The organism is Luteitalea sp., assembly GCF_022842525.1.
In the GTDB taxonomy this organism is placed as follows: domain Bacteria; phylum Acidobacteriota; class Vicinamibacteria; order Vicinamibacterales; family Vicinamibacteraceae; genus Luteitalea.
The window spans coordinates 1-26294 of record NZ_JALHPM010000092.1 but is presented as its reverse complement, the minus strand read 5'-3'; the positions used below and the strand labels follow the sequence as shown (position 1 = coordinate 26294).

At 70.0% G+C, this 26294-nt stretch carries 21 protein-coding genes; 9 read left to right on the top strand and 12 right to left on the bottom strand.

All coding sequences use genetic code 11. From position 1 onward, the window contains the following. Nucleotides 1–216 precede the first annotated feature (216 nt). The 7 genes from Q0C41_RS17895 to Q0C41_RS17865 form a co-directional block, all read right to left on the bottom strand. Nucleotides 217–1353 (bottom strand): ribonuclease D, encoded by a 1137-nt coding sequence (locus Q0C41_RS17895; protein WP_291985906.1) that lies wholly within the window; start codon nt 1351–1353, stop codon nt 217–219. A gap of 15 nt (nt 1354–1368) precedes the next feature. Next, entirely contained in the window at nt 1369–2514 is a 1146-nt protein-coding gene (locus Q0C41_RS17890) for a hypothetical protein (RefSeq protein ID WP_291985904.1), read from the bottom strand. Between the two features lie 47 nt (nt 2515–2561). After that, nucleotides 2562–3857 (bottom strand): amidohydrolase/deacetylase family metallohydrolase, encoded by a 1296-nt coding sequence (locus Q0C41_RS17885; RefSeq protein WP_291985902.1) that lies wholly within the window; start codon nt 3855–3857, stop codon nt 2562–2564. Nucleotides 3858–3962: 105 nt separating this feature from the next. Next, on the bottom strand, nt 3963–5402 hold the full coding sequence (locus tag Q0C41_RS17880) for a DASS family sodium-coupled anion symporter (RefSeq protein WP_291985901.1): 1440 nt from the start codon (nt 5400–5402) through the stop codon (nt 3963–3965). Further along, entirely contained in the window at nt 5402–6457 is a 1056-nt protein-coding gene (locus Q0C41_RS17875) for an isocitrate/isopropylmalate family dehydrogenase (RefSeq protein ID WP_291985899.1), read from the bottom strand. Before Q0C41_RS17875 ends, Q0C41_RS17880 begins: the two co-directional genes overlap by 1 nt. A gap of 19 nt (nt 6458–6476) precedes the next feature. Continuing rightward, entirely contained in the window at nt 6477–7490 is a 1014-nt protein-coding gene (locus tag Q0C41_RS17870) for a hypothetical protein (RefSeq protein WP_291985897.1), read from the bottom strand. After that, nucleotides 7487–8767 (bottom strand): alpha/beta hydrolase family protein, encoded by a 1281-nt coding sequence (locus Q0C41_RS17865; RefSeq protein WP_291985895.1) that lies wholly within the window; start codon nt 8765–8767, stop codon nt 7487–7489. The genes Q0C41_RS17870 and Q0C41_RS17865 overlap by 4 nt, the downstream gene beginning before the upstream one ends. A 77-nt stretch (nt 8768–8844) precedes the next feature. Between Q0C41_RS17865 and Q0C41_RS17860 the strand changes: the two genes are divergently transcribed. The 5 genes from Q0C41_RS17860 to Q0C41_RS17840 all read left to right on the top strand — a co-directional run bounded on the left by Q0C41_RS17860 (nt 8845) and on the right by Q0C41_RS17840 (nt 15899). Continuing rightward, a complete protein-coding gene (locus Q0C41_RS17860) occupies nt 8845–9384 on the top strand; it encodes a pyridoxamine 5'-phosphate oxidase family protein (RefSeq protein ID WP_291985893.1) in 540 nt (179 codons plus the stop codon). 27 nt (nt 9385–9411) lie between these two features. Continuing rightward, the gene (locus tag Q0C41_RS17855) at nt 9412–9900 is read left to right on the top strand and encodes a Fur family transcriptional regulator (RefSeq protein WP_291985891.1); all 489 of its coding nucleotides are present in this window, start codon (nt 9412–9414) and stop codon (nt 9898–9900) included. A gap of 49 nt (nt 9901–9949) precedes the next feature. Further along, nucleotides 9950–12118: a catalase/peroxidase HPI gene (gene katG, locus Q0C41_RS17850; RefSeq protein WP_291985889.1), complete on the top strand. Its 2169-nt coding sequence runs from the start codon at nt 9950–9952 to the stop codon at nt 12116–12118. A gap of 96 nt (nt 12119–12214) precedes the next feature. Beyond that, nucleotides 12215–13468: a DSD1 family PLP-dependent enzyme gene (locus Q0C41_RS17845; protein ID WP_291985887.1), complete on the top strand. Its 1254-nt coding sequence runs from the start codon at nt 12215–12217 to the stop codon at nt 13466–13468. Between the two features lie 106 nt (nt 13469–13574). After that, nucleotides 13575–15899: a PAS domain S-box protein gene (locus tag Q0C41_RS17840; RefSeq protein ID WP_291985885.1), complete on the top strand. Its 2325-nt coding sequence runs from the start codon at nt 13575–13577 to the stop codon at nt 15897–15899. On the opposite strand, the gene Q0C41_RS17835 is transcribed toward Q0C41_RS17840, so the two are convergent. Then, a complete protein-coding gene (locus Q0C41_RS17835; RefSeq protein ID WP_291985884.1) occupies nt 15896–16846 on the bottom strand; it encodes a LysR family transcriptional regulator in 951 nt (316 codons plus the stop codon). The two genes, Q0C41_RS17840 and Q0C41_RS17835, sit on opposite strands and share 4 nt — an antisense overlap. A gap of 90 nt (nt 16847–16936) precedes the next feature. Between Q0C41_RS17835 and Q0C41_RS17830 the strand changes: the two genes are divergently transcribed. Then, complete coding sequence (locus tag Q0C41_RS17830; protein ID WP_291985882.1) at nt 16937–18385, top strand: NADP-dependent isocitrate dehydrogenase; 1449 nt, start codon at nt 16937–16939, stop codon at nt 18383–18385. A 3-nt stretch (nt 18386–18388) separates the two neighbouring features. Beyond that, complete coding sequence (locus Q0C41_RS17825; RefSeq protein WP_291985880.1) at nt 18389–19003, top strand: hypothetical protein; 615 nt, start codon at nt 18389–18391, stop codon at nt 19001–19003. Nucleotides 19004–19146: 143 nt separating this feature from the next. Here Q0C41_RS17825 and Q0C41_RS17820 read toward each other — a convergent pair whose 3' ends face one another. Next, nucleotides 19147–20184: an aldo/keto reductase gene (locus Q0C41_RS17820; protein ID WP_291985878.1), complete on the bottom strand. Its 1038-nt coding sequence runs from the start codon at nt 20182–20184 to the stop codon at nt 19147–19149. Then, nucleotides 20162–21742, bottom strand: a complete 1581-nt coding sequence (locus Q0C41_RS17815) for a cryptochrome/photolyase family protein (RefSeq protein ID WP_291985876.1) — start codon at nt 21740–21742, stop codon at nt 20162–20164. The genes Q0C41_RS17820 and Q0C41_RS17815 overlap by 23 nt, the downstream gene beginning before the upstream one ends. A 142-nt stretch (nt 21743–21884) precedes the next feature. Between Q0C41_RS17815 and Q0C41_RS17810 the strand changes: the two genes are divergently transcribed. Next, the gene (locus tag Q0C41_RS17810) at nt 21885–22520 is read left to right on the top strand and encodes an outer membrane beta-barrel protein (RefSeq protein WP_291985874.1); all 636 of its coding nucleotides are present in this window, start codon (nt 21885–21887) and stop codon (nt 22518–22520) included. Between the two features lie 88 nt (nt 22521–22608). Here the strand turns inward: Q0C41_RS17810 and Q0C41_RS17805 are convergent, their stop codons facing one another. Both Q0C41_RS17805 and Q0C41_RS17800 read right to left on the bottom strand, forming a co-directional pair. Beyond that, nucleotides 22609–23628 carry an arabinan endo-1,5-alpha-L-arabinosidase gene (locus Q0C41_RS17805; RefSeq protein WP_291985872.1) on the bottom strand — a complete coding sequence of 340 codons (1020 nt, stop codon included), beginning with the start codon at nt 23626–23628 and terminating at the stop codon, nt 22609–22611. Nucleotides 23629–23675: 47 nt separating this feature from the next. Then, complete coding sequence (locus Q0C41_RS17800; protein WP_291985870.1) at nt 23676–24845, bottom strand: VCBS repeat-containing protein; 1170 nt, start codon at nt 24843–24845, stop codon at nt 23676–23678. 146 nt (nt 24846–24991) lie between these two features. Here Q0C41_RS17800 and Q0C41_RS17795 point away from each other — a divergent pair. Continuing rightward, nucleotides 24992–26294 (top strand): DUF5916 domain-containing protein (locus Q0C41_RS17795; RefSeq protein ID WP_291985868.1); only part of this gene is annotated, 1303 nt, incomplete at its 3' end.

Sequence of the window (26294 nt, the reverse complement as noted above, 5' to 3'; positions counted from 1 at the left end):
ACCGCCAGCGCGAGTGCAGGGTGAGACGAGCGGCGGTGCGCGGATTCCCGCGAGCGAACGCCCGCGGTGCGCCCTGCGCTTCTGCACGCGTGCGACGTCGCTTGCCGCCTCCGCCGCGCGACCAGCTCGGGATGAACATCATGGGGACCGGCCCCAGCGAGCGCCCGCTCTTCAGCCGGCCGCCCGGTTACCTCGCCGCCCCCGCGTCGCGCGCTCTCAGCGCGTCGGGGCGTGCAGGGCCGCGACCAGTTCCGCGCCGAGCACCTCCACCTGCCACCGGCGCAGCCCGGGCACCTCCCGCAGTTGGTCGACGGACCCGGGATTGAGCCGGGCGATCTCGTCGAGCAGGCCGCGCGACACCATGAAGCCCGGGTCGAGATTCAGCGCCTCTGCCACGCGTCCCCTGGCCTCCCGCAGCCGGTCACCCCGCGCGTCCACCTCGGGGTCGCGCTGCCACCGCTCCGGACGCGGGAAGCGCGGACGCTCCGCCTCGGGCACCGACAGTCCTCGCGCGATCGCCGCGACCACATCGCGGCCCCGACGGTCGATCAGGCCGCTCGACAGCCCGCGAATCTTGCGCAGGCCGACGACCGACGTCGGCGCCTCGGTCGACAGCGCCAGGAGCGCCTCGTTCGACACGATGCGGAAGGGCGCCTGGTCACGTTCCTCGGCTACTGCCTCCCGCCACGCGTGCAGTTCGCGGAGAATCGCCAGGGCGCCCGGTGACAGGTCACGCGCCCCCTTGATGCGCAGGAAGGCGTCGGTCTTGTCCGGGGCCACCCACCGCGTCTGCGCGCGCCGCTCGAACTCCTCCTCGGCCCACGCCAGCCGCCCCGCCGCCAACAGTTTGTCGCGCAGGATGTCGCGCAACGTCGCCAGATGCACGGTATCGGTGGCGGCGTACTCCTTCATGCCCTCGGTCAGCGGCCGCTCGGCCCAGTCGGCCCGCTGGAACGCCTTCGGCAACGTGAGGCCGAGATGCGTCTCGACGACCGCACCCAGACCGAGGCCCCGGTCGCCGAGGAACGACGCCGCGATCTGCGTGTCGAAGAGGCAGACAACGCGCAGGTCGAGGTCGCGGTCGAGAATGCGGAGATCGAAGTCGGCATCGTGGAACACCTTCTCGATGCGCTCGTTGCCGAGCACCGTCGAAAGGCATCCGAGATCGGTCAGCGCCAGCGGGTCGATCAGCACCGTCTCCGCGCGGGACGAGATCTGGATCAGGCTGATGCGATCGAGATAGCGGTGATAGCCGGCGGCCTCGGTGTCGATGCCGAGCAGCGTCTGCGTGCCGAGCCGCCCGACCGCCGCGTCGAGCGCCTCGGGAGTGTCGATGTAACTGTAGGTGGTCATTCGGCGGCGAGACGGTCAGCGGAGGGCGCGGATGCGGTGTGCTTCACTGTCGCCAACGTACACCACTCCCTGCGAATCGACGAGCACTCCGTGGGGCCGTGCCAGCGCGCAGTGCCGCGGATCGGGCTCGGGCCCATCACCAGCCGTGCCGGTGCCGAGCACCGTCCGGATCACGCCGGTCCCGAGGTCGATCGCCCGGATGACGTGGTTCTCGGTATCGGCGACGTAGAGCACCCCGCCTCCCCAGGCCAGACCCTTTGGCCCGCCAAGTCTCGCCACTCGCGCCGGGCCCCCATCCCCCAAGTAGCCCTGCTCCCCGGTCCCTGCCACGTGATGCAGGCGGGCCGTGGTCGCATCGACGCGATAGATCGCGTTGCCCTCGCGCAGTGCCAGGTAGAGATCGCCCCGTGCATCGAACGCGAACGTGCGTGGGCCATTCAGCGGCGTCCCTCGCAGCGGGGCGCCGTCCGTCGTCGGCCGACGCGCTCCCGTCCCGCCGATCGTCTCGATGCGTCCCGTGGCGAACATGACCCGCCGGATGCGATGGTTGCCGATGTCGCAGATCAGCAGGGAGCGCCGATCCGGATCCACCGCAATGCTGTGCGGTGCCCGCAACTGCGCCCGCGCCGCCGGGCCGCCATCGCCGGAGAACCCCGCCACACCCGTCCCGACAAACGTCGAGATCCGCTTGGTGACGGCATCCACCTTGCGCACCACATGGCTGTCACGCTCTGCAATGTAGAGGTTGCCGTGCGCGTCGAACTGCACCTCGTGCGGCATGTCCAGCGCGGCCTCGGTCGCTGGCCCGCCATCCCCGGCGTAGCCTCGCCGCCCGCTTCCGGCGACTGTCTCCGTGCGCCCCGTCCGCACGTCGAGGCGCCTGATCCGCTGGTTGTCCAGATCGCAGAAATACAGCCAGCCATCCGGGCCGAACGCCAGTCCGTACGGGTTGTTCACCTGCGACGGCGAGAAGCCGGCCACGCCAGTGCCGATCGCCGTCGTGACCGATCGCGGTCCCCGCCAGGGGCCCTGCGGCGGCTCGCCCTGCGCGGTGAACACCCCGCCGGTCGCCACGCGCGGCGCGGCGATGACCGGCGCCGCCGCCCACACGCTGAGCAGCGCTTTCAGGGCATCGCGACGATGGAGGCGGGGTGGCGTCATGGGAAGACGGAGGGGCGGCAGAAGAGTCGGCCTGCGCCTCGTGGTGTCTACGGCGTCGGCACGATGATGCGGTCGACGTCGCGGATGCCGTACGTGGCCGGCATCGTGGTGTAGTCGGTCCCCGTCCGTGCGTTCCAGTCCCACACCACGCGACCCGCCTTCACCGTGAGTTCGGCGATCAGTCGGCGATCACCGGTCAGCGTGCCGCGCGCGCCATCGGCGTACCCGAACGTCCCCGTCATCACCCGCAGCACGGCGATGTCGGCTTCCGCACCGACCGACAAGTGCCCGAGCTCGGGACGCTTGATCGTCTTCGCGGGCGCATCCGTCGAGGCGCGCACGACCTCCGCCAGGGGCATCCCCGTCACCAGGAACTTCGACATCGTCGTCAGCATGTCCATCATGCCGCCGTTCATGCTGCCCGTGTGCAGGTCGGTGGAGATCGTGTCGGGGTAGAACCCGAGCCTGGTCGCCGGCACCATCGTGCGGAACACGAAACTGCCGCCACCGTGGCCGACATCGAAGAGCACGCCGCGCGCCCGCGCGCGCTGGAGGTAGCCGAGCAGGGCGCCCTTCGCATCGATGTACGGGACCGGCCCCCTGAACATGTGCGTGCTGATGTCCCCGGGTCGCAGCCGCTCGGTCACGAGCTGGTGGTAGGGGCGCTCCTCGCGGAAATACCCGAAGTCGACCATCACGGGGACGTTGGCCGTGGTGCCCGCCTCGATGGCGCGATCCACCGAGACCCACTCGGGCCCCTGATAGTGCGCCGACTTGATGCCCACCACGACGTCACGATGCTTGATCGCCATGTCGGCCGTGGCCTTCGGGTTCATGTCGTGCACGTTCTGCTCGGGCGTGTCGGTCAGCATGCCGAACCCGGCGATGTTCAGCATCGCGAGCACGCGCGTGCGGGATCGATCGATGACCGTTCGCCGGAAGTCCTCGAAGTTGTGATACCCCGAACTGCCCGCATCCACCATGGTCGTCACGCCGGTACGGAAGCTGAAGCCGTCCGGCAGCACGCTGTTGTCGCCGGCCCACGCATCCTTCATGCCCGTGGTGGCGAAGACGTGCACGTGGATGTCGATCAAGCCTGGCGTGACGTACAACCCGCGGGCATCGACGACCTGCCGAGCCAGGCCGGCATCGATGTTGGCACCGACCGCCGCAATCTTGCCGCCCGCCACGGCGACGTCCATCACGGCGTCGATGCGGTTGCGAGGATCGATGACGTGCCCGCCCTTCAGCAGGAGGTCGTACGAGGGCTGGGCCCCGGCTGCAGACGCGAGGGCCAGCGCGGCCAGTGCAGCGAGCCAGGATCGAACAGGGACGATGCGCACGAGGGACCTGCCTCCGGATGAAGGGAACTGGCGTTCGTTGTCAGCGTTCTACCACGACTCCGCGCCGCTCGCGCGACCGGCGTGCGCACCCGGGTCGGCACGCCATCAGCGGGCCGATGCCAGGACCCACGGCGCGCCGATGGCGAGCAGCGTCGTCAGGAACAGCAACCCGAACAGCGCGCCCAGCCGCCAGAAGTCGCGGCGGGCGATGAAACCACACCCGTAGTAGAGCGGTGCCGGCCCCGTCGCATAGGGCGTGAGCACCCCCATGATGCCGAGCGAGAACCCGAGCAACAGCACGAACGGCCGGATCGGCAGGCCGTCCACGCCCGCCGCAGCCGCCAGCATCACGGGGGCCACGGCCGTCGCATGCGCCGTGATGCCCGCGAAGGCGTAGTGCATGACGAAGAACAGGACCACCAGCCACAGCATCACGACAGTGGGCGAGTAGCCCACCAGCCACGCCGCTGTCCCGTGCCCCAGCCAGGTGACCACGCCGACGCGATTGAGTCCGTCGGCCAGCACCACCAGCGTCGCGAACCACGCCAGCACGTTCCACGCGGGCCGATGGCCGAGGATGTCCTCCCAGGAGACGATGCCGAGTGCGAGCATCAGGGAGACGGCGATCATCGCGACGAGGGTCGCGTCGATCACCGCCGTCGCGAAGATCCACAGCGCGAGCGACATCACGGCGAGAGCACCCATGCCCGCCTCGCGACGGCTGGTGCGTCCCATGGCGACCAGCGCGTCGGCCGCCCAGCGAGGGACGGCCGCACTCTCGCGAACCTCCGGCGTGTGCAGCCGCCAGGTGATCCAGGGCACCAGCAGGATCAGCAGCACGCCCACGGGCAGGAAGCCGACGAACCACTCGGTCCACGTGATGGTGATGCCCGTCGTGCTGCGAGCCAGATCGAGCAGCAACAGGTTGGGCGCGAGGGCCGTGACGAACATCGAACTGGTCACGCACGTCGTGGCGAACGCCACCCACATCAGGTAGGCGCCGAGTTCGCGCGTCGCCTGGCCGGTGCCGGCCCCATACAGGTCGGGGATGTGCCGGATGACGGGATAGATCATGCCGGCGCTGCGAGCCGTGTTGGACGGCGTGAACGGCGCAATCAGCACGTCCGACAGCGCCACCGCGTACCCGAGGCCGAGCGTCCGATGCCCGAGGGACCGCACCAGCAGCAGGGCGATCCGTCGTCCCAACCCGGTCTTCTCGTAGCCCATCGCGAAGACGAAGGCCGCGAAGATCAGCCACACGGTGCTGTTCGAGAAGCCAGCAAGGGCCCAGCGCACGGCTTCGGCCGGCAGCCGGAAGCCGGGCGCCGCCCGTTGGGCCTCGGAGAACGGGAGTCCGGCCGCTGCGGCCACCGTCACACCGATGAAGCCGACGGCCGACGGCGGCAGGGGCTCGGTGATCAGACCGAGGATGACGGCGATGAACACCGCCACGTAGTGCCACGCGGCCTGGCTGAGGCCGTCGGGCACGGGCAGCAGGGCCACGACGACACCCGCGACCACCGGCACCGCCACGCGCCAGGCCATCAGGGCACGAGGTGATCGACGACGGCGCGGGTGAACTGCGTGGTGGAGAGCGTGCCCCCGATGTCCGGCGTGGCATGACCCGCCGCCAGCGCTCGCTCGACGGCCTGGCGCACCATGCCGGCCGCGTCGGTCTCGCCGAGCCACTCGAGCATCAGCGCGCCGCTGAGGAACGCCCCGGTCGGATTGGCGATGCCCTGGCCGGCGATGTCTGGAGCCGATCCGTGCACGGGCTCGAACAGCGAGGGAAACCGTCGCTCCGGGTTGAGGTTGGCCGACGGATTGAGCCCGAGGCTGCCGGTCACGCCGCCGGTCAGGTCGCTGAGGATGTCGCCGAACAGGTTCGATCCGACGATGACGTCGAAGGTGTGGGGGCGCCGCACCAGTTCGAGCGTCGCGGCGTCGATGTGCAGCTTGTCGGCCTGGACGTCGGCGAACTGCGGCGCGATCTCCTCCAGCACCCGATCCCACAACACGTACGCGTACCGCTGCGCATTCGACTTGGTGATCATCGTCAGCCGCTGGCGCCGGGTGCGGGCGAGATCGAAGGCGAACCGCAGGATCCGCTCGACGCCCCGCCGGGTGTGGATGGCCGTCTGCACCGCCACTTCGCCAGGCGTGCCGGCGGCGACGATGCCGCCATTGTCGATGTACTCGCCCTCGGAGTTCTCGCGCACGACGACGACGTCGATCGGGTCGGTGCGACGGAGTGGCCCGGTGACGCCCGGGAACGTCCGTGCCGGGCGGACGCAGGCGTAGAGGTCGAAGGCCTGCCGCATGCGGATGAGCGGCGTCAGCGTGACATGGTCGGGCAGCCGTGCCGGCCACCCCACCGCGCCGAGGAAGATGGCGTCGAAGGGGCGCAGCGTGGTCAGGAAGTCCTCCGGCGCGACGCGGCCGTGACGCTCGTAGTGGGGCATGCCCCAGTCGAACGACTCGTACGCCAGGGCGAAGCGTCCTGTCGTGCGGGCCACCATGTCGAGGAGCACGACCGTCGCGTCGACGACCTCCGTGCCGATGCCGTCTCCCGGGTACAGCGCGATGCGATGCGTCGTCACGGCGCCCAGTGTATGGGATTCACTGGCGCTGCATGTAGGCCTGGACCCGGTCGGCCGCGGCGAGCGCCGCGGCATCCTGATGCACGAGGCCATAGAGCGTCAGTGCCTGCAGCATCTCGGTGTAGTTGACCGTCTTGGGCGCGCCGCCGTACGACACCTCCTTGCCGACGCCCGTCCGGGAGTTGTTGCGCACGTCCACCTCGCCCGACGGCAGGACCCGCGAGATCTGCCACGCCATGGCTCCGGCGAAGGCCGCCTCGGCCTCGGGCATGGGCACGTGCAAGGTGAGCACCTGCCCGAAGAGCACCGACACCATGTTGTAGCTGGAGTCGCGGCCGCCCTTCTCGACGAAGACGCCGTCGGCGTCGCGCAGCGTCAGCGCGTGGGCCATCAGCGTGCGGGCCTGCTGCACGAGCGCCGGATCGTCGAGGACCAGACCGCCGAGTCCGAGCGCCTTGGCGCCGATGATGATCCGGTTGGGCGCGTGACTGGTCTCGCGCATGATCGTCTCGACACCGCCGCTGATGAAGTCCATCGCCCGTCTGGCCTTCGGCTGCAGGGCGGCGATGCGGGCGGCAAAGTGTGCCGCATGGGGCGACTGGCGAATCACCAGGACCGCGCGCATGTACTCCTGCATGAAGAAGAAGGCGGTCTCGACGGCGGCCCCGTACGGCTTTGCGCTCTGGCCGTTGGGCCGGAGGTTGGCCTCGAACCGGCCGTCCTCGAGCTGATGCGAGAAGGCGACCTCGATGCCGCGCCAGGCCTGATCGGCGGCGGGCAGGTTGTCCTGCACGACGGCGTAGATGACGCTGCGGCAGCTGCCACGCTGCGGCCCGGCCTCGATCCACATGCCGTGGACCTTGTTGGTGCCCATCAGCCCCTGGGCGTCCGGGGCTTCGAAGACGAGGCGTCCCGCGGGGAACCGGCGCAGCACGTCGTACTCGCGCATCGCTGGGCGCGGCTGCGCGTGCAGCGGCGCGCGCCTGCCAATCAGGCCGACCATCGTGGCCGTGAGGAAGTGTCTGCGGGTCATACGAAGCGGGCCAGCCAGGCCCACGCCTCGGCCTGCATCTCGGCGTTGAACTGATGGGGACTGTCATACAGTTGCGTGCGGCAGCGCTCGGGGATGCCCGCCTTGGCGTAACAGGCGTTCAGGGTGGCGAAACTGGCCTTCACCGCGTCCAGGTCGAACAGCCCGTCCCTGGTCCCGCTCATGAGCAGCAGGGGCGTCGGCATCGCGAGGGACGCGACGTCGGGATAGTCCATGTGGCGCAGCAGGCCGGGCACGACCTTGGTGTGGCCGATCGTGTTGCGCACGTGCTTCTTCAGCTGTCCCGGGAACGACGTCATCCAGCACACCACGACGCCGGCCTTGATGCGGTCGTCGAGGGCCGCGAGGTGCGCCGAGCGGACGGCGCCGACCGACAGGCCCACGCAGCCGATCCGGTTCGGATCCACATCGGGGCGCGAGCGCAGGTAGTCGACGGTCCGGACGTCGTCCCAGAACATCACGCCGGGCCAGGTGATGCCGGCGGTGTAGAGCGTGCGTCCGACCAGCTGCTCGTTCTGGCTGGCGCGCGCGTTGAAGGCATCGATGCGATCCGACGACATCGTCGCCGGACGATCGCGCCAGTCGGCTGGATCGTCGTCGAGCTGCATGCGGCGATCGCCCCAGTAGAACATGTCGGTGACGACGACGATGTAGCCGCGTCGCACCATCTCGATGGCGATGGCGCGGCCGCCGTAGTAGCGCTCGCGGAACGCCGTGAAGACGGGATGCTCGCCGTCGATGGCGACGAGCTTCTCCTTGCCCCACAGGTAGAAGCCGCCGTGATCGTGCAACGCCACGATCGCGGGCGCGGGCTTCGGGGCCTGCTTGGGCACCAGCACGTAGGCCGGCACACGGATGTCGGGCGTGGTGTTGAACCAGACCTTCTCGCGCACGTAGTCGCCGCAGTCGACGCGCTCGACCGTCTCGGCGGCCGGATCGCATGGGGGCGGCGCGTAGTGGAGCAGATCGAGGAATGTGCCGCGGGCTGTCGGCTTCCAGTCCGCGACCGTGCGGAATCGCGGGTGCAGGAAGGACAGCGGGAAGTCCTTCTGCACGGCCTGGGACCGGATGAACGGGAAGAGCGAGCCGACGTCCGCGCCGGTGGCCGCGACGCCGGTGGCCGCCGGCTGGGTTGGCGCCGCACCGCCGGCACTGGCCGGGCCGGTGAGCGCGGGCAGGGTTCCGGCAATCGCCGTGGCCTGGAGGAAGCGTCGGCGACCGACGCGGCGACTGGGAGCGGGGGCGACAGGCTCGGGCATGGCGCTCATCCTGTCGCAGGCGCGCGGCCGGCGCAAACAGCACCCGCCCGGGCACGCATCCTGCACTCGGGCAGGCCATGTCCACCCTGACGAAACTCTACGAGAAGATCGACGACATCGGCATGGCGATGATGACCACGCGCCGCGCGGACGGCCATCTGCGGTCGCGGGCGATGGCCATGCAGAAGGCGGCGCCGGGCGCCGACCTGTGGCTGGTCACCCGCGAGGGCACGGCGAAACTGGACGAGATCGCCGCCGATCCCCATGTGAACCTGTCGTTCTTCCGCAGCAGCAACATGGAGTGGATCTCCGTGTCCGGGCTGGCCACGCTGTCACGGGACAGGGCCACGATCCAGGCGCTCTACGCGCCCGACTGGTCGATGTGGTTCGACGAGGAGGGCGACCCACGCCATGGCACCGCGGACGACCCGCGGATTGTCCTCATCGGCATCACCGTGCATGCGGCGGAGTTCCTCGCTGTCGACTCGCCGCGTCCGGTCCTGCTGTTCGAGATGGCGAAGGGCTGGCTGACGGGCACCGAGCCCGAGCTGGGCGAGATGCATGCGCTGCAGCAGCCCCGCCGGCCGGTGGTCGCCGCCGATCCGCGTGTTGAGTGACTCCAAATCTGGAGCTATACTTCCCGAGTGTCCACGGCTGACCTTCTGCGCCAACGCGGGATTCAGGTCACGGCCCAGCGCCTCGCGGTGCTGCGCGCCGTGGCGGGTCAGCCCCACATCACGGCCGACGGCGTCGCCGAGATCGTCCGCGCGGAGATCGGCACGATCTCCCTGCAGTCGGTCTACGACGCCCTCGGGTTGCTGGTCACCGAGGGTCTGATCCGGCGCATCCAGCCCGCCGGATCGCCGGCGCGCTTCGAAGATCGCGTCGGCGACAACCATCACCATCTCATCTGCCGCATCTGCGGCCGACTGGTCGACGTCGACTGCGCGGTCCACGCCGCGCCGTGCCTGACGCCCCCCGACGGGCTCGGGTACGAGATCGACGAAGCCGAGGTCGCCTACTGGGGCCGGTGTCCGGAGTGTGTCGCACAGGCGGCGACGGCCTCCGTGGCCGACCCCGCTCCGCGCCGGCGCGAGCGCAAGCCTGCCCGGCCGCCACAGCCCCGGGCCTGATCGCCGGGCCATTCCACTCCTCCTCCATCGCGCAGAGGTCAACGTCATCATGGACAGCGAAGCGAAGTGCCCGTTCTCGGCCAAGGCCTACACCGGGACCACCAATCAGGACTGGTGGCCGAATCAACTCGACCTGAAGGTGCTGCATCGGAATCCGCCGGCGCGTGATCCGATGGGGCCGGCGTTCGACTACGCCGCCGAGTTCACGAGCCTCGACCTCGATGCCCTCAAGAAGGACATCGAAGCGGTCATGACGACGTCGCAGGACTGGTGGCCGGCCGACTACGGGCATTACGGCCCGCTGTTCATCCGCATGGCCTGGCACAGCGCCGGCACCTATCGCATCCAGGACGGCCGCGGCGGCGCCGGGGCCGGCGAGCAGCGCTTCGCGCCGCTCAACAGCTGGCCCGACAACGCCAACCTCGACAAGGCCCGTCGCCTGCTCTGGCCGATCAAGAAGAAGTACGGCCGCAAGATCTCGTGGGCCGATCTGATGGTGCTGACCGGTAACGTCGCGCTCGAGTCGATGGGCTTCAAGACCTTCGGCTTCGGTGGTGGGCGCGAGGACGTGTGGGAGCCCGAGCAGGTCAACTGGGGCACCGAGCGCACCTGGCTCGACGACAAGCGCTACAAGGGCGAGCGCCAGCTCGACAACCCGCTGGCCGCCGTGCAGATGGGCCTCATCTACGTCAACCCGGAGGGCCCCAACGGCAATCCCGATCCGGTCGCCGCGGCGCGCGACATCCGCGACACGTTCGCTCGCATGGCGATGAACGACGAGGAGACGGTCGCCCTCATCGCCGGCGGGCACACCTTCGGCAAGACGCACGGCGCTGGTCCGGCCACGCACGTCGGCCCCGAACCCGAAGCCGCGCCGCTCGAAGCGCTCGGTCTCGGCTGGATGAGCACCTACGGCTCGGGCAAGGGCGGTGACACCATCACCAGCGGCCTCGAAGTCACGTGGACGACGACGCCGACCCAGTGGAGCAACAACTACTTCGAGAACCTGTTCGGGTACGAATGGGAACTCACGAAGAGCCCGGCCGGCGCGCACCAGTGGAAGCCGAAGCACGGCGCTGGTGAAGGCACCGTGCCCGACGCGCACGACCCGACCAGGTCGCACGCGCCGATGATGCTGACCACCGACATCGCGCTGCGCATGGATCCGGCCTACGAGCAGATCTCGCGCCGCTTCCTCGAGCACCCGCAGGAGTTCGCCGACGCCTTCGCGAAGGCCTGGTTCAAGCTGACCCATCGCGACATGGGGCCGATCTCGCGGTACCTCGGCAAGGAAGTGCCGACCGAGCCGCTGATCTGGCAGGATCCGGTGCCGCCGGTCACCCACGCCCTCATCACCTCGGCCGACATCGCGGCGCTCAAGGCGCAGGTGCTGGCCTCGGGGCTGACCGTGTCGCAGCTGGTCTCGACGGCGTGGGCCTCTGCGGCCTCGTTCCGTGGCACCGACAAGCGCGGCGGCGCCAACGGCGCGCGCATCCGCCTCGCGCCGCAGAAGGACTGGGCCGTCAACACGCCGGTGCAGCTCGCCGCGGTGCTGCCCGTGCTCGAAGGGATCCAGCAGGCCTTCAACGCCGGCGGCAAGTACGTGTCGCTCGCCGACCTGATCGTGCTCGGCGGCTGCGCCGCCGTGGAGCAGGCCGCGAAGGCCGCCGGGCACGACGTGCTGGTGCCCTTCGCGCCGGGACGCACCGATGCCACCCAGGAGCAGACCGACGTCGAGTCGTTCGCGGTGCTCGAGCCGACGCACGACGGGTTCCGCAACTATCTCGCGCCGGGACATCCCGTGCCGGCCGAGGTCCTGCTCGTCGAGCGGGCGCAGATGCTGACCCTCACCGCACCCGAGATGACCGTGCTCGTCGGCGGCCTGCGGGCGCTGGGCGCCAACGCCGGCCAGTCGGCGCACGGCGTCTTCACCTCGCGTCCGGGCACGCTGACCACCGACTTCTTCCAGACCCTGCTCGACATGGGGGTGACGTGGACGCCGACCTCTGACGCCGCCGAGACGTTCGAGGGACGCAGCACCGGCACGGGCGCGGTCGCCTGGACCGCCACCCGTGTCGACCTGCTGTTCGGGTCGAACTCCGAGCTGCGGGCCCTGGCGGAGGTCTACGCCAGCGACGATGCGCAGGAGCAGTTCGTGAGCGACTTCGTGGCCGCGTGGGACAAGGTCATGACGCTCGATCGCTTCGACCTCGCCTGAGGTTCGCGGCATCACCCGGGCCGGCCTCGTGCCGGCCCGGGGCTCACTCGCGCGGGGCCCGTTCCGCCGCGCCATCGCTCGCACCGGAGTAGAGTGATGGCCATGTCGACCTCCCGCGCAGCCTCGCGACGCACGATCCTGTCGGCCGCGGCGGGCCTCGCCGCCCACGTCTGGGTGCCGCGACCTGCCAAGGGCTACACCACCGCGGACGTCGCCAGTCGCCTCGTGCAGGCCCCTTCCGGCGTCGGTCTCTCCAAGTGGGATCTCGACACGCCGGCTCTCTGCGTCGACCTCGATCGCCTCGAGCAGAACATCGCCACGATGCAGGCGGCTGCCCGGCGCTTCGGCATCGCGACCCGCCCGCACGCCAAGACGCACCGCAGCGCCGACATCGCCCGGATGCAGCTCGCGGCCGGCGCCATCGGCCTCTGCTGTGCCAAGTTGAGCGAGGCCGAAGCCCTGGCCGCGCAGGGCATCGACCGCCTCTGCATGACGACCGGCAACCTGTCGCCCACCAAGATCCGCCGCGCCATGCAGTTGCGCAAGACCTCGCCCACCTTCATCCAGGCGGTGGACAACGAGCGCAATGCCCGTGACCTGTCCGATGCCGCGAAGGAGGCCGGTGTGACGGCCGACGTGGTGCTGGACGTGGCGGTCGGGACACGGAGCGGCGTGCCGCCAGGCGAGGACGCCCTGCGCCTGGCCACGCTGGTCGATGGCCTGCCCGGCCTGACCTTGCGCGGCCTGCTGTCGTACGACGGCGGGGCGCAGCACATCGTCGGTTTCGAGACCCGCAAGGCGCGCACGCTGGCCAACATCGAAGCCAACGCCGCGACGTACGCGGCGATGAAGAAGGCCGGACTGAACACCGAGATCTTCAGCGGCGGCGGCACGGGCACCTACAACCTCCAGCACCTGGTGCCGGGCTTCACGGACATGCAGGTAGGCAGTTACGTGTTCATGGACATGCAGTACCTGGCCATCGGCCGCCAGGACGGTCATCCGGTCTTCGACGACTTCGCCTCGTCGCTCACCGTCGTGGCCACCGTGGTCAACAACCGGTTTCCCGGCCGGTTGACCACCGACGCGGGCGCCAAGGCCCTGACGCTGAACGTGCCGCGCGCGGGCGTCATCGGTGAGCCCGGCGCCGACTACTCGGCCAGCTCGGACGAGTTCGGCGTGATCACGTTCAAGGAAGGGCCGGCGAAGACGTACGCCATGGGCGATCGCCTCGAGCTGATCGTGCCGCACTGCGATCCCGTGGTGAACCTGTACGACGTGATCTACGGCATCCGCAAGGATCGCGTCGAGCGGGTCATCCCGGTGACGGCGCGCGGCAAGTCCCAGTAGGGCGGGACGTCGTCTCCTCGCGATCTGCGTGGTATGAAGGAGACGTGACCCACTCCACACGAACTCGGCCGTGCACGTCGGCGCACGGGGCGCGTCGGAGCCGCGCATGAGCGATCACGATCCGGTCGTGACGTCGTCCGACTACGCGACGCTGCTCGACGCGTTCGATCAGGGTTTCTGCGTCTTCGAGGTGCTGGTCGACGAGCGTGGTCACCCGAACGACTATCGCTTCCTGCAGGTCAATGCCTCCTTCGAGCGACACACCGGGCTGGTCGATGCCGTGGGGCGGACGGCGCTCAGCCTCGTGCCAGACCTCGAGCGTTCGTGGATCGAGCTGTATGGTCGTGTCGCGCTGACCGGCGAACCGCGGCGGTTCACCCAGGGGTCCGACGCGATGGGCCGCTCCTTCGCCGTGTACGCGGCCCGCGTCGGCCAACCGGAGCAGCGCCGGGTGGCCCTGCTGTTCAGCGACGTCACGGCCGAACACCGCGCCCAGGCCGAGCGTCGCCGTGCCGACGCGGCGGCCGATGCCGCCGACGCCCGGAGCCGCCAGTTCGCCGATACCGCGCCGGCCATGCTCTGGGGCACCGAGGTCGATGGTCGCTGTTCCTATCTGTCGCGCGGGTGGTACGACTACACCGGACAGACCGAGCACGAGGCCCTGGGCTTCGGCTGGCTCGACGCCGTCCATCCCGACCACCGGCGTGAGGCCGAGCGGCTGTTCCGACGGGCGACCGCCGCCGAGGCACCCTTCGAACTCGAGCACCTGCTGCGTCGGCACGACGGCGCGTACCGCTGGGTCATCGACGCCGGCCGGCCGCGCCTCGACGACGGCGGGCGCTTCGTCGGCTTCGTCGGCTCGGTCATCGACGTCCACGATCGCAAGGTTGCCGAACGCCGCCTGGCGCTGGCGGTCGAGTCCGGCAAGGTCGGCCTGTGGCATTGCGACCTGCCGTTCGCGGCCCTCGTGTGGAACGCGCAGGTCAAGGAGCACTTCGGCCTGCCCGCCGATGCCGACGTCACGATCGACACCTTCTTCCAGTGGATGCATCCCGACGATCGCGAGCCGACCCGCCTGGCGATCGAAGCGGCCATCCTCCACCGGACGCCCTACGACGCGCAGTACCGGACGATCGGCCCGGACGGGCGACAGCGCTGGATCAAGGCCCTCGGTCACGCGCGCTACGACGGCGACCGGCCGGTGCACTTCGACGGCATCACCATCGACATCACCGAGCTGGTCCTGCTGCGCACCGAGGCCGAGGCGGCCAGCCGGGCCAAGGACGAGTTCCTCGCCATGCTCGGCCACGAGCTGCGCAATCCGCTGGCGCCCATCCGCACGGCGCTCGAGCTCCTCAAGCTGCGCGGCATCGCCGGCATCGAGCAGGAGCGGACGATCATCGAACGTCAGTTCGCGAACCTGGTGCGGCTGGTCGACGACCTGCTCGACGTCGCGCGCATCGCCCGGGGGCGCATCGACCTGACCAGGCGGCCCGTCCGTGTCGCCGATGTCGTGACCGCGGCGATCGAGACGGCCAGTCCGCTGCTCGAGAAGCAGCGCCATGCCCTCGAGGTCGACGTGCCGACCGACCTGGTCATCGAGGCCGACGCCGATCGCCTGAGCCAGGTGGTGGCCAACCTGCTGACCAATGCCGCCAACTACACGCCGGCGGGCGGTCGGGTCCGCGTGTCCGCCGAGCACGTCGACGGCACGCTGCAGCTCGCGGTCAGCGACAACGGCATCGGCATGGATGCCGCGCTGCAGGCCACCGTGTTCGACACCTTCGTTCAGGGCAGCCGCGGACTGGCGCGGTCCGAGGGCGGTCTCGGCCTGGGGTTGACGATCGTCCGGAGTCTGGTCGAACTGCATGGCGGCACGGCGGCCGTCCACAGCGCGGGGCCGGGACAGGGCACCACGTTCACGATCCAGGTGCCGATGGGCACCTCGGGTGCGCTGACACCGGAGGCGCACGTCGGTGTCCCGTTCTGCTCGCCTCCCGGCGATGCCGCCCGCATCCTCATCGTCGACGACAACGAGGACGGGGCCCACCTCCTGCAGCGGATTCTGGATGCCGACGGCTATGCGACCGAGACCGCCCACGACGGACCGTCGGCCCTGACGCGCGCACGCGCCTGCCTGCCGGTCGTCGCGCTGGTCGACATCGGGCTGCCCCTCATGGATGGCTACGAGGTGGCGCGCCGGTTCGGCGAGGACCCCACGCTGCGTCACACGGCGCTGGTCGCCGTCACGGGGTATGGGCAGGAGCAGGACCGTCGACGATCGGCGGCCGCGGGGTTCGTCGACCATCTGGTCAAGCCGGTCGACATCGACCATCTGCGCACGGTCATCGCGTCGCTGGTGCGCCAGGCGCCTCCGCTGGACGAGCGCGTCGACGCGTCGCGCTGGTCAGACGGGGCAGGCCGCGCCTAGCTCCGGGGCGCCCTGGACTTCCGGCCGGCGGCGGGTCGGCGCACCGCGGGCAGGGGCGTGGCGACGGCATCGGCGCTCGCGGCCGCGTCGATCAGGCCGGCGACCATCGGGTTGACGAACTGGCGGGGCAGCGTGATGGCGTAGAACGTCTCGCGCAGCCCGGGGAGCCGAGCGACCTGCCGCAGGTCGCCGCTCTCCAGTTCGTCCCGCACGACGATCGAGGGCACGACGCCGATGCCGACGTTCTGACGGACCATCAGGCGCAGCATGGCCATGTCGTCCACTTCGGCGGCGAAGGTCGGCGAGAGATCCAGCGAGTGCAGCAGCAGGTCGAGTCCCGCCCGGATGCCACTCTCCAGGGTCGGCACCACCAGCGGCTCGCGGGCGAGCAACGCCCGCCAGTTGCGCGATCGGCCGACGCGATCGCGATGACCGACCAGTGACACGGGCTGCTGCGCCACCAGGCGTGTCAGCCACGGCAGGCCCTTGTCGCGCGGCGGGGCGACGTTGGAGAGCAGCACGTCGATCTGATGGCTCTCGAGCAGGCGCAGCAGGACGCGCAGCGCCCCCGAACGGATCGTGATGCCGACGTCGGGGCGATGCAGCGCCGGCGAGAGGAACGCCAGCTGGAAGTTCCGCGACAGCGTCGCCACGGCCCCGACGCGCACGACCTGTCGCGCCGGCTGGGTGTCGCTGCGCATCGATCGCATCAGGCGCCCACCGACCTCGAAGATCGCGTCGGCGTGATCGAGCGCGCGCCGGCCGGCCTCGGTCAGCACCAGGCGCCGGCCCTGACGTTCGAACAGCGGCCGCCCCAGCGACGCCTCCAGCTTCTGGATCTGCACCGACACCGCCGACTGCGACACGTTGAGCGCGGCGGCGGCCCGCGTCAGGCTGCCTTCGTGGGCGACGGCCCAGAAGTACCGGAGGTGCCCGAAGTTGATCATGTGAACGTTCTATAGAAGTGAACAGAGCGTCGTCAACTATCAATTGGAAGTTGATCAGTCGCCTCCGCTATCGTCGGGCTCGGAGGCAGCATGACGGAGACGACACGGATCACGGTCGCGCGCGGGGACGGCATCGGTCCCGAGATCATGGAAGCGACCCTGCGGATTCTCGACGCCGCGGGGGCAGGGCTGGGCATCGACGAAATCCACATCGGCGAGCGGATGTACCAGGCGGGTCACACCTCGGGCATCCCGGCCGACGCGTGGGCCACCATCCGCCGCAACAGCGTGCTCCTCAAGAGCCCGATCACCACCCCGCAGGGCGGCGGCTACAAGAGCCTGAACGTGACGTTGCGCAAGGCGCTGAACCTGTTTGCCAACGTCCGGCCGACCCGCGCCTACACGCCGTTCGTCGCCTCGCCGCACCCCGGCATCGACCTCGTCATCATCCGCGAGAACGAGGAGGACCTCTACGCCGGCATCGAGCACCAGCAGACGGCCGACGTCACGCAGGTCCTCAAGCTGGTCACCCGGTCCGGCTCGGAGCGGATCGTGCGCTACGCCTTCGAGTACGCCCGGGCCTACGGCCGTCGGCGCGTCACCTGCATGACCAAGGACAACATCATGAAGATCACCGATGGCCTGTTCCATCGGGTCTTCGACGAGGTGGCGGCCGAGTACCCCGACATCGCCGCCGACCATCAGATCATCGACATCGGCGCCGCGCGGCTGGCGTCGCAGCCGGAGACCTTCGACGTCATCGTGACGCTGAACCTCTACGGCGACATCATCTCGGACATCGCCGCGCTGGTCGCCGGATCGGTCGGCCTGGCCGGCTCGGCCAACATCGGCACGACGACGGCGATGTTCGAGGCCGTGCACGGGTCGGCGCCGGACATCGCCGGCAAGGGCATCGCCAATCCCTCGGGCCTGCTGCTGGCCGCCACCCAGATGCTGGTGCATCTCGGTCAGGCGGAGCGGGCCGAGACCATCGCCAACGCGTGGCTGTGCACCCTCGAGAGCGGCCTGCACCCGGCCGACATCTTCCGCAGCGGCGCGAGTCGGCGCCTGGTCGGCACCGAGGCCTTCACCACGGCCGTCATCGAGCGCCTCGGCGAGCAGCCCCGCACGCTCGCGCCCGTCCACTATCGATCGGGCGGCATCTCCGTGGCGGCCGCCCCGGCCCGCACGGTCGACAAGGCGATGGTCGGCGTCGATGTGTTCCTCGACTGGAACGAGGACGGTCGCGATCCGAATCAGCTGGGGCGCCTGGTCGAAGCTGCCGCGCCGCCGTCGTGGCGCCTGAAGATGATCACCAACCGCGGCGTCAAGGTCTATCCCGACGGCATCCCGGAGACCTACTGCACCGACCACTGGCGAGCCCGCTGCGTGCCGAGCGAAGACGGCGCCGCGGTGTCCTTCGACCACGTGCTGCCGCTGCTGGCCGCCATGCACGGTCATGGCCTGCACGTCATCAAGACCGAGCATCTCTACACGATCGACGGCCGGGCCGGGTACTCGCTCGGACAAGGGGAGTAGACCATGCACACGTTCGCCATCGTCTCGCGCATCGACCATCTGCCGCGCCTGCTCTCCGATCTGGCAGGCCTGCGGCAGGTGCAGCGCACCCGGACGTCGGTGGGTGACCTGATGCTGAACGGCATCTGGATCGAGCATCGTCCCGACGCGGCGCCCGGGGCCGTCAGCGCCGTGCGCGACTGGTTGTCGTCGGGTGTCCTGCAGGTGGCCACACCGCTCGAACTGTCGGGCATCTGGGCGCTCTGCCGCCCGGAGCAGCCCGGCGTCTCCCGCCGCACCCTGCTCGACACCATCGTCGACGCCGTCCGCTGGCGCGGACTGCCGGTCGAGGGCCGCTTCATCCCGGTGTTCCACCAGCACGAGTCGCTGCAGCATCGTCACGCCGAGTGGGAGGCTCTCGCGGCGCGACATCCGGGCGTCGTCATGCCGCCGCTCGAGCAGTCGTCGCGCGGGGTCATCACCTTCATCGACTTCGACCAGGCGGGTGTCCGCGCACCCCACCACGCGGACGCGCCGAGGCGACGACCGAGCGAGGCGGTCACCCCACCCGTGGTGATGTTCCGCCGGCCGTTGCTGCGGCGCAGCGCGCTCGCGCGCGCGCCGAGGTCACTCGGCTGACGGACGTGTCGCCTGGACGCGCCGCACACTGCGAGAGCCGTGCTGCCGACATCTGGCAGACGACTCCGGCATGACCGTTGACGTCGCGGGCCGGGAGCCTGCGGCGTGACGACATGCCGGCCATTGGCCGCGAGGCGGCGCGTTCAGGCGATCACTTCGTCCCAGAGCGCTTCCATCCGTCGCCGCATCGCCGCGTCCGGCAGACGTCCGCGGCAGGCGTGCATGTTCTCCTCGAGGTGCGCCACGCGTGTGGTGCCGGGGATCGCGCACGTCACGGCCGGGTGCGAGACGACGTACTTCAGCAGGAACTGGCTCCAGCTGGTCACGTCGAGATCAGCCGCCCAGGCAGGCAGGGGGCGTTCTGCGAGGCGCGTCAGCAACGTGGCGCGTCCGAGCGGCACATTGGCCATCACCGCCACGCCGCGCTCAGCCGCCACCGGGAGTATCTCCCGCTCCGCGGCCCGATTGCCGATCGAGTAGTCCACCTGCACGAAGTCGATCGGCAGCCGCCGCATCGTCTCGGCCACGAGTCCGTGCTGCTGAGGATTGAACGTCGTCAGCCCGATGTAGCGGATGCGCCCGGCTCGCTTCCACTCCTGGAGCAGGGGCATCAGTTCGTCGGTGCCGTGCATGTTGTGCACCTGCAGCAGGTCGATGCGGTCGGTTCGCAAGCGTAGGAGGGAGCGCTCGACGCTCTCACGGCCGCCGATCCCATCGCGCCCGGGACGCGTGACACCTGGGGGTGGGCCGGGGAGCGGCGTGGTCGCCGGCGTCAGTGGTGCGCCTGGCGCCGGAGTCGCGGGTGGGCCGCTGACGACCGTGCCGCCGCGATCGAACTTGGTCGCCAGGAACATGCGGTCACGCGTGCCGAGCTCGGCGAGGGCACGGCCGATGACGCCCTCGCTCTCGCCGTACCCGGCCGCCGTGTCGATGAGCGTCCCGCCGAGTTCACCGAGGCGCTGCAGCACGGGACGCAACTGCGCGTACTGTGCGTCTCTATACCAGATGGTGCCGAGGCCGATCACGGGCAGTCGCTCCCCGGTCGAGGGAATCGGCTTCGTGATGAGCGGCAGGTCTGCGGCGCGGGCCTGCGTGCGAGGGAACAGCGCGAACGCACCGGCGGCCAGGCCGGTACGCAGGAAGCCGCGGCGCGTGTCGTCAGTCGTGCGTGCTCTGGTCATGGGCCCCACCACCCTCTTGCGCCGCCGTACGCCACGTCGCTGCCCCCGCCCGATGCTCCGCCATGACGGCGGGATCCAGTCGTCGCAGCGCCGCGAGCGGCACCTGCATCCGCATGTTGCGCGCGAGCCGCTCGCGCTGCCGCTCGAGGAAGTCCCAGTAGAGGTGGTTCAGCGGGCACGCACGCGGCCCGGTCGTCCTGGCGGGATCGTAGGCGCAGCCGGCACAGAGCGACGGCCCCATGCGCTGGATGTACTTGCCCGACGACACGTAGGGCTTGCTGCCGAGGCGTCCGCCGTCGGCATAGGTCGCCATGCCGACCACGTTCGGTGTGACGACCCATTCGTAGGCATCCAGATACGCGACCCAGAACCAGTGGTTCAGCGCGTGCGGGTCGACGCCGAGCAGCGTCGCGATGTTGGAGAGCACCATCAACCGCGTGATGTGATGGCTGTAGCCGGTGGCGAGCACCTGGGCGACGGTGGTATCGAGGCAGTGCAGGCCCGAGCGCTCGCCCCAGTACCACGATGGCAGTGGCAGCGTCGCGTCGAGCGCGTTGGTCGTCGCATAGAGCGTCCGGTCTTCCTCGTAGACGTGGCGGACGAACTCGCGCCACCCCAGGATCTGCCGGATGAACCCCTCTGCCGAGGCCAGGGGCACCGCGCCGGCGCGGTACGACGCGTCGGCCCGCTGGCAGAGCCCGAGGGGATCGAGCAGCCCGAGATTCAGCGCCGGTGACAGGCGCGAGTGGAACAGGTCCGGCTCGTCGACCACCATGGCGTCCTCGAAGGGCCCGAACGATGCGAGCCGATGCGCGAAGAAGTCGTCGGCCGCGCGCAGGGCGTCCGCCGCGGTGACGGGTTCGGCAAAGCCGTCGACCGTGCCGAGCGACTGCGGGTACCGGGTGCGCACGAGGTCCATGACCTCACGGGTGATCGCATCGGGCGCCCACGACGGCATCGGCGGCACGGGTGGCGTGCCCTTCCACGGCTTCCGGTTCTCCGCGTCGTAGTTCCACGACCCTCCGACGGGCTCCGCCTCGTCCATCAGCAGGCCGGTGGCCTTGCGGGCCGCGCGGTAGAACGTCTCGAGCCGGCGGCCACCCGGCCGCGGAAAGACCCGACGATAGAAGGCCGCGTCGGTCAGGAAGAGCGAGTTGGGATGCTGCACGACCCAGGGCAGTGCGGCGATCGGCTCGCGCACCTCCGCCTCCGCGGGCGCCAGCATCTCGACGCGTGCGATGCCATGACGGTCGCGGATCTCCTGCAGGGCCTCGTCGTACCACGCCTCCGAGACGTGATAGCGGACCGGGTGGCCCGCGCGTCCACGCGCGTCGGCGTCGTGCCGCATCGCACTCAGCAGCAGCACCAGCTTCTTCGCGTGGTAGGCGCGCCGCGCCGGCTTGGCTGACGTCTCGATGTACAGGACGCCGGTGTCGGCCGCGAGCCCGGTCAGCAACGGATGCGGTGGGCGCAGCTGGTCGTACAGCACCAGCACCCAGCGGCGCGGCGGCCGCGCCGGGTCGGGTGCGTACTGGCGGATCGATCGCAAGAAGGGCACGGGTGACGTCGACACGCCCCGGCTAGGACGCGGTCCCACCGGTCGGCGTCCCGCGCGTTGCCTGGGACCAATCGTGCTCCAGATCCGTGATGTCTGCACTACTCTGGACGCGCGTCGCCAGCGCGTAGCTCAGGAGTCGTACATGTGTCGATTCGAAGGGGTCGTGCCGGCCGCGGCGGGACTCGTGTGTCTGCTGGCCCTTGATGTCGGAACAACACTGGCGCAGCCTGCGGCACCCCGTGTGACGCTGGGAGCCCAGGTCCAGGTGTTGACGCTGGAGAACTCGGACGCGAACGTGGGGCTCGGGGGCCGCGTCACGGTCGACGTGACCCGGTGGCTGAGCGTCGAAGGCGAGTACCAGTTCATCCCGCGGGACCAACTCGAGGTGACCGACGGGGCCATCGACGGGCAGAGGCTCGGCATTCGCTATCACCGACGACGGTCAACGGCACTGGCGGGCATCAAGGCCGGGTACCGTGGTCAACGCGTCGGGGTGTTCGGCAAGGTGCGGCCCGGTGTCACTCGACTGACCGATCGTGGCGTCGAGTGCCTGGGCGATGTGTGCATTGCGGCCCTGCTGGCGGTGCCCCAGTACCGCAATGAGTTCGCCCTCGACGTCGGCGGTGTCGTGGAGGTCTACGCCTCACCGCGATGGCTCGCACGCGTCGACGTCGGCAGTCTGATCGTCAGGCATCGCAGCACGGCGCCCCCATGCCCCGTCGGCGACTGCACGTCGTCGAACCTGGCTGTCTCAGCGGGTGTCGGCGTGCGCTTCTGACCGCTGGCGGTGGTCGTTGCCGCGCACGACCGCCGCCAGCCACCGCTCGCGGCGACGCGTCCGACCGGTCGACGGGCCCTCGGCGCGGTCAGCGGGACCGACGCGGCGCGGCCACCGGTGCCCCGACGCGAGGCCAGCCGTCCTCGGTCCACGTGAGTGGTCGCACCTGCAGGATGCGCTGGGCCTCGAGATGCTGGACGTCGTAGGTGTGATGGAGCAGGTACTGTCCGGCGCGGCTCTCGAGCACGCCGTTGTGTCCGGGGCCGCGCCAGCGCTCGTCGCCTTCGAGCACCAGCGTGCCTCCGCCGTCGAGCATCCGCTTTCCCGCGGCGTCGAGGTACGGACCCGTCGCCGAGCGGCTGCGGCCCACCATCACCTTGTAGGTGCTCTTCGCGCCATCGCAGCAGCCGTCCCACGAGACGAAGAGGTAGTAGTAGCCGCCACGGAACAGCACGTACGGCGCCTCGATGGCGTGCGACGTCGTGTCGGGTCGGGCAGCCACCGGCTGGATGGCCGCACCAGGCCTCGGCTTGCCCGTGGCCGCATCGACCTCGACCATCTTCAGCCCGGTCCAGTGCGAGCCCCAGAACAGGAGCCAGCGCCCCTGCTGATCCACCAGCAGCGCGGGGTCGATGGCGTTGAAGTCGGATGTCTCTGCCGACGACTCGACGACCTTGCCGCGATCCTCCCACCTGTAGTCGGGACTGGCGGGGTCGAGGGCCCGGTTGACGGCCAGGCCGATCACCGAGCGCTGACTGCCGAACGTCGAGATGCTGTAGTACAGGTGGTAGAGCCCGCCGTGGTAGCTGAGATCGGGAGCCCAGATGCCCTCGGTGCCGGGAATCTCGCGCTTGGCCCACGCCGGCACGGCCTCGTCGAACACGCGCCCGACGGACTCCCACCGCACCAGGTCGGTGCTCCGCAACAGCTGCACCCCGCGCCCCGTGGCGGCGACGTAGTAGACGGTCTCGCCAGCGGCGTTCGTGGTCGCCACGCCCGTGGGATCGGGAGCGCCCGTCAGCAGACCCTCACGCGGCTGCGCGTGGGCGATGGTGGAGAGCCCGAGGAGCACGACCAGCGTCGAGAGGCGATGTGACAGCTGAGACATGGGGAACAGGCACCTTTCCGTGGTCATGACGCGAGGTGGCGTCGGGCTCAGCGCGGCCCACTCGCGGTGAACAGCACGACGTTGCCGGTCGACGCTCCCGAGCACACGATGTCGGGGCGACCGTCGGCCGTGAGATCGGCGACCTTGCAGTCGGCGCCGGCCACCGTGTCCTGGCTCAGCACCGTGGGTGTCCACCGCGTCCCTGTCGCATCGGTGGCGCGATACACGGAGACGCGCGGGTTCTTGCCCCGAAAGCTGGCGACGACCTCGTCATTGCCATCACCATCGAGATCAGCGACGGCGAGTGCGTGGCCGTTGCTCATCGCGCGCTCGATGACCAGCCGTTCCCATCCGGCCGGCCGATCCAGATAGATGGCCACCAGGTTGCCGTGGAAGGGCTCGATGGTGGCGAGGAAGCGGCGCGCGCCGAGCCGACCGACCTTGACCTCGCTCGTCCCGCAGCGCGGACACGGCTCGAGGTTGCCGGACGTGATCGGCACGTGCGTCCACTCGCCTTCCTTCGGCACGAGGCGCTGCACGCCGTCGAAGCTCGCCGTCAGCATCTGCCATCGGCCGGGTGTCCACTCGACCGGATGGATGCTGTGGACGATCCCGGTGAGCGTCGACGAGATGCGCTGCCGGGTCCACGTGCCCGGGCGGTAGGCAAAGATCGGCGTGCGGCCCCCGTACGTCGGCGCCAGCACTCCCGCCCCGGCAAACGGGGCCACGAGCAGCCACGGCGCCTTGCCACTCTCTACGCGCATCCACCGCACCCGATGCGCCGTCGGCACCGTGTCGATCGGCCGCACGGTCCACGGCTGCCGCGGGTCCTCGCCGTGGGTGAGGAGCACGACCTGACCCACGCTCCGTGCCGGCACCGTCTCGAAGTGGTGCGCCATCGCGATCTCGGGGATGCCGTCGCCGTCGAGATCGTGGGTGTCGAGGTTGATGACGCGCGGCACCGCCGTCGCCAGCACGTGCCGCTCCCACGTCGGGTTCTCGTACCAGGCGAGATCCTGCGCGCGCTCGTCGACCACGATGACGTCGAGTCGCGTGTCGCGATTCAGATCGGCGAGCACGAGCTGATACCCCAGGCCGAGCCCCGAGACGAGCGTCGTCGCCGTGAAGCCGGACGCGGGCGGTGGGGGCGGTGTCGCCGGCGCGGCAGGGGCCGGCGGTTGCAGCGACAGCAGCAGGACCAGGAGCACCGGGAGCATGTCGTGGCCAGTCTACCTGCCTCCCGTGCGAGTCGACCTGCGCGGGCGGCCGACAGAGCGGCTATCCTTGCACCCGCGGCCCTGCTGCCGCGCCCGACCATGACCCGCCCCTCGTCTCGCTGCCCCCCCAGACTCCGTCGCGCGTCGTGCTGAGCCCGCGCGCATCGACGGCGACGCGCCTGACCCTCTGCGCGCTGCTGGTTCTGTTGCTCCCCGTCACATCGCGCGCCCAGGACGACGATCGTCCGGACCTGCCGACGCCGGATCAGCTCAACGTCCACATCATCCCCGGGGGGGAGACCGTCGAGGTCGACGGCGTGCTCGACGAGGCTGTGTGGCAGCAGGCCCAGCCGGCGACGCGGTTCTGGCAGTACGCGCCCCTCGACCGCGTCGCGGCCACCGAGGGGACCGAAGTCCGCGTCGTGCAGGACGCGCAGGCGCTCTACTTCGGCGTCACCTGTCACGACGCCAATCCGAAGGGCATCATCGCGCTCGACATGCGTCGCGACGCGCCGCTGTCCAACGACGACTACATCGGGATCTATCTCGACACCTACCACGACCACCGCAACTTCTACTACTTCTCGACCAACTCCCTCGGCACCCGGCGCGACGGCATCGTCACCGACGCGCGGTCGTACAACACGGCGTGGAACGGCATCTGGCAGGTGCGCACGCAGGTGACCGCCGATGGCTGGACCGCAGAGTTCCGCATCCCGTTCGCGACGCTGCGCTTTGGCGGCGAGCAGCCGATGACGTGGGGCCTGCAGCTCAGTCGCGCCATCCGGCGCAAGCAGGAGTCCGACTACTGGGCCCCGATCCCGCGATGGCTGGGCGGGCGTGCGACGTGGCGGGCCGAGCGCTTCGGGCAGTTGATCGGCATCCGCACCGATGCCGCCTACGCCAAGTGGGAGGCCGAACCGTACATGCTCGCCGGCGGACGACGCAGCTACCGGCCCGGATCGTCCGACCCGCGCTTCAACGTCGGTGGCGACATCCTGTACGACTTCACGCCGAACCTCCGTGGCACCGTCTCGGTGCGCACCGACTTCGCGCAGGTCGAGGCCGATCAGGAGGTGATCAACTTCACGCGCTTCCCGCTGTTCTTCCCCGAGCGGCGCGACTTCTTCCTGGAGGATGCCGGGCTCTTCACCGTCGGTCTCGAGCAGGAGACGATGATGTTCTACAGCCGGCGCATCGGCCTGGCTGAGGGGCAGCAGGTGCCGATTCTCGCGGCGGGCAAGCTGTCGGGGCGCGTGGGGGAGTACACGGTCGGCGTGATGAATGTGCAGACCGAACGCGCCGAGTTGCCGATTCCCGGTGGGCCATCCGTCACGGCGCCCTCGACCAACCACAGCGTGCTGCGCGTCAAGCGCAACCTGTTCACCAACAGCAGCATCGGCGCCATCGTCACCAATACGCAGCGCAGCGAGCACGACTTCAGTCGTC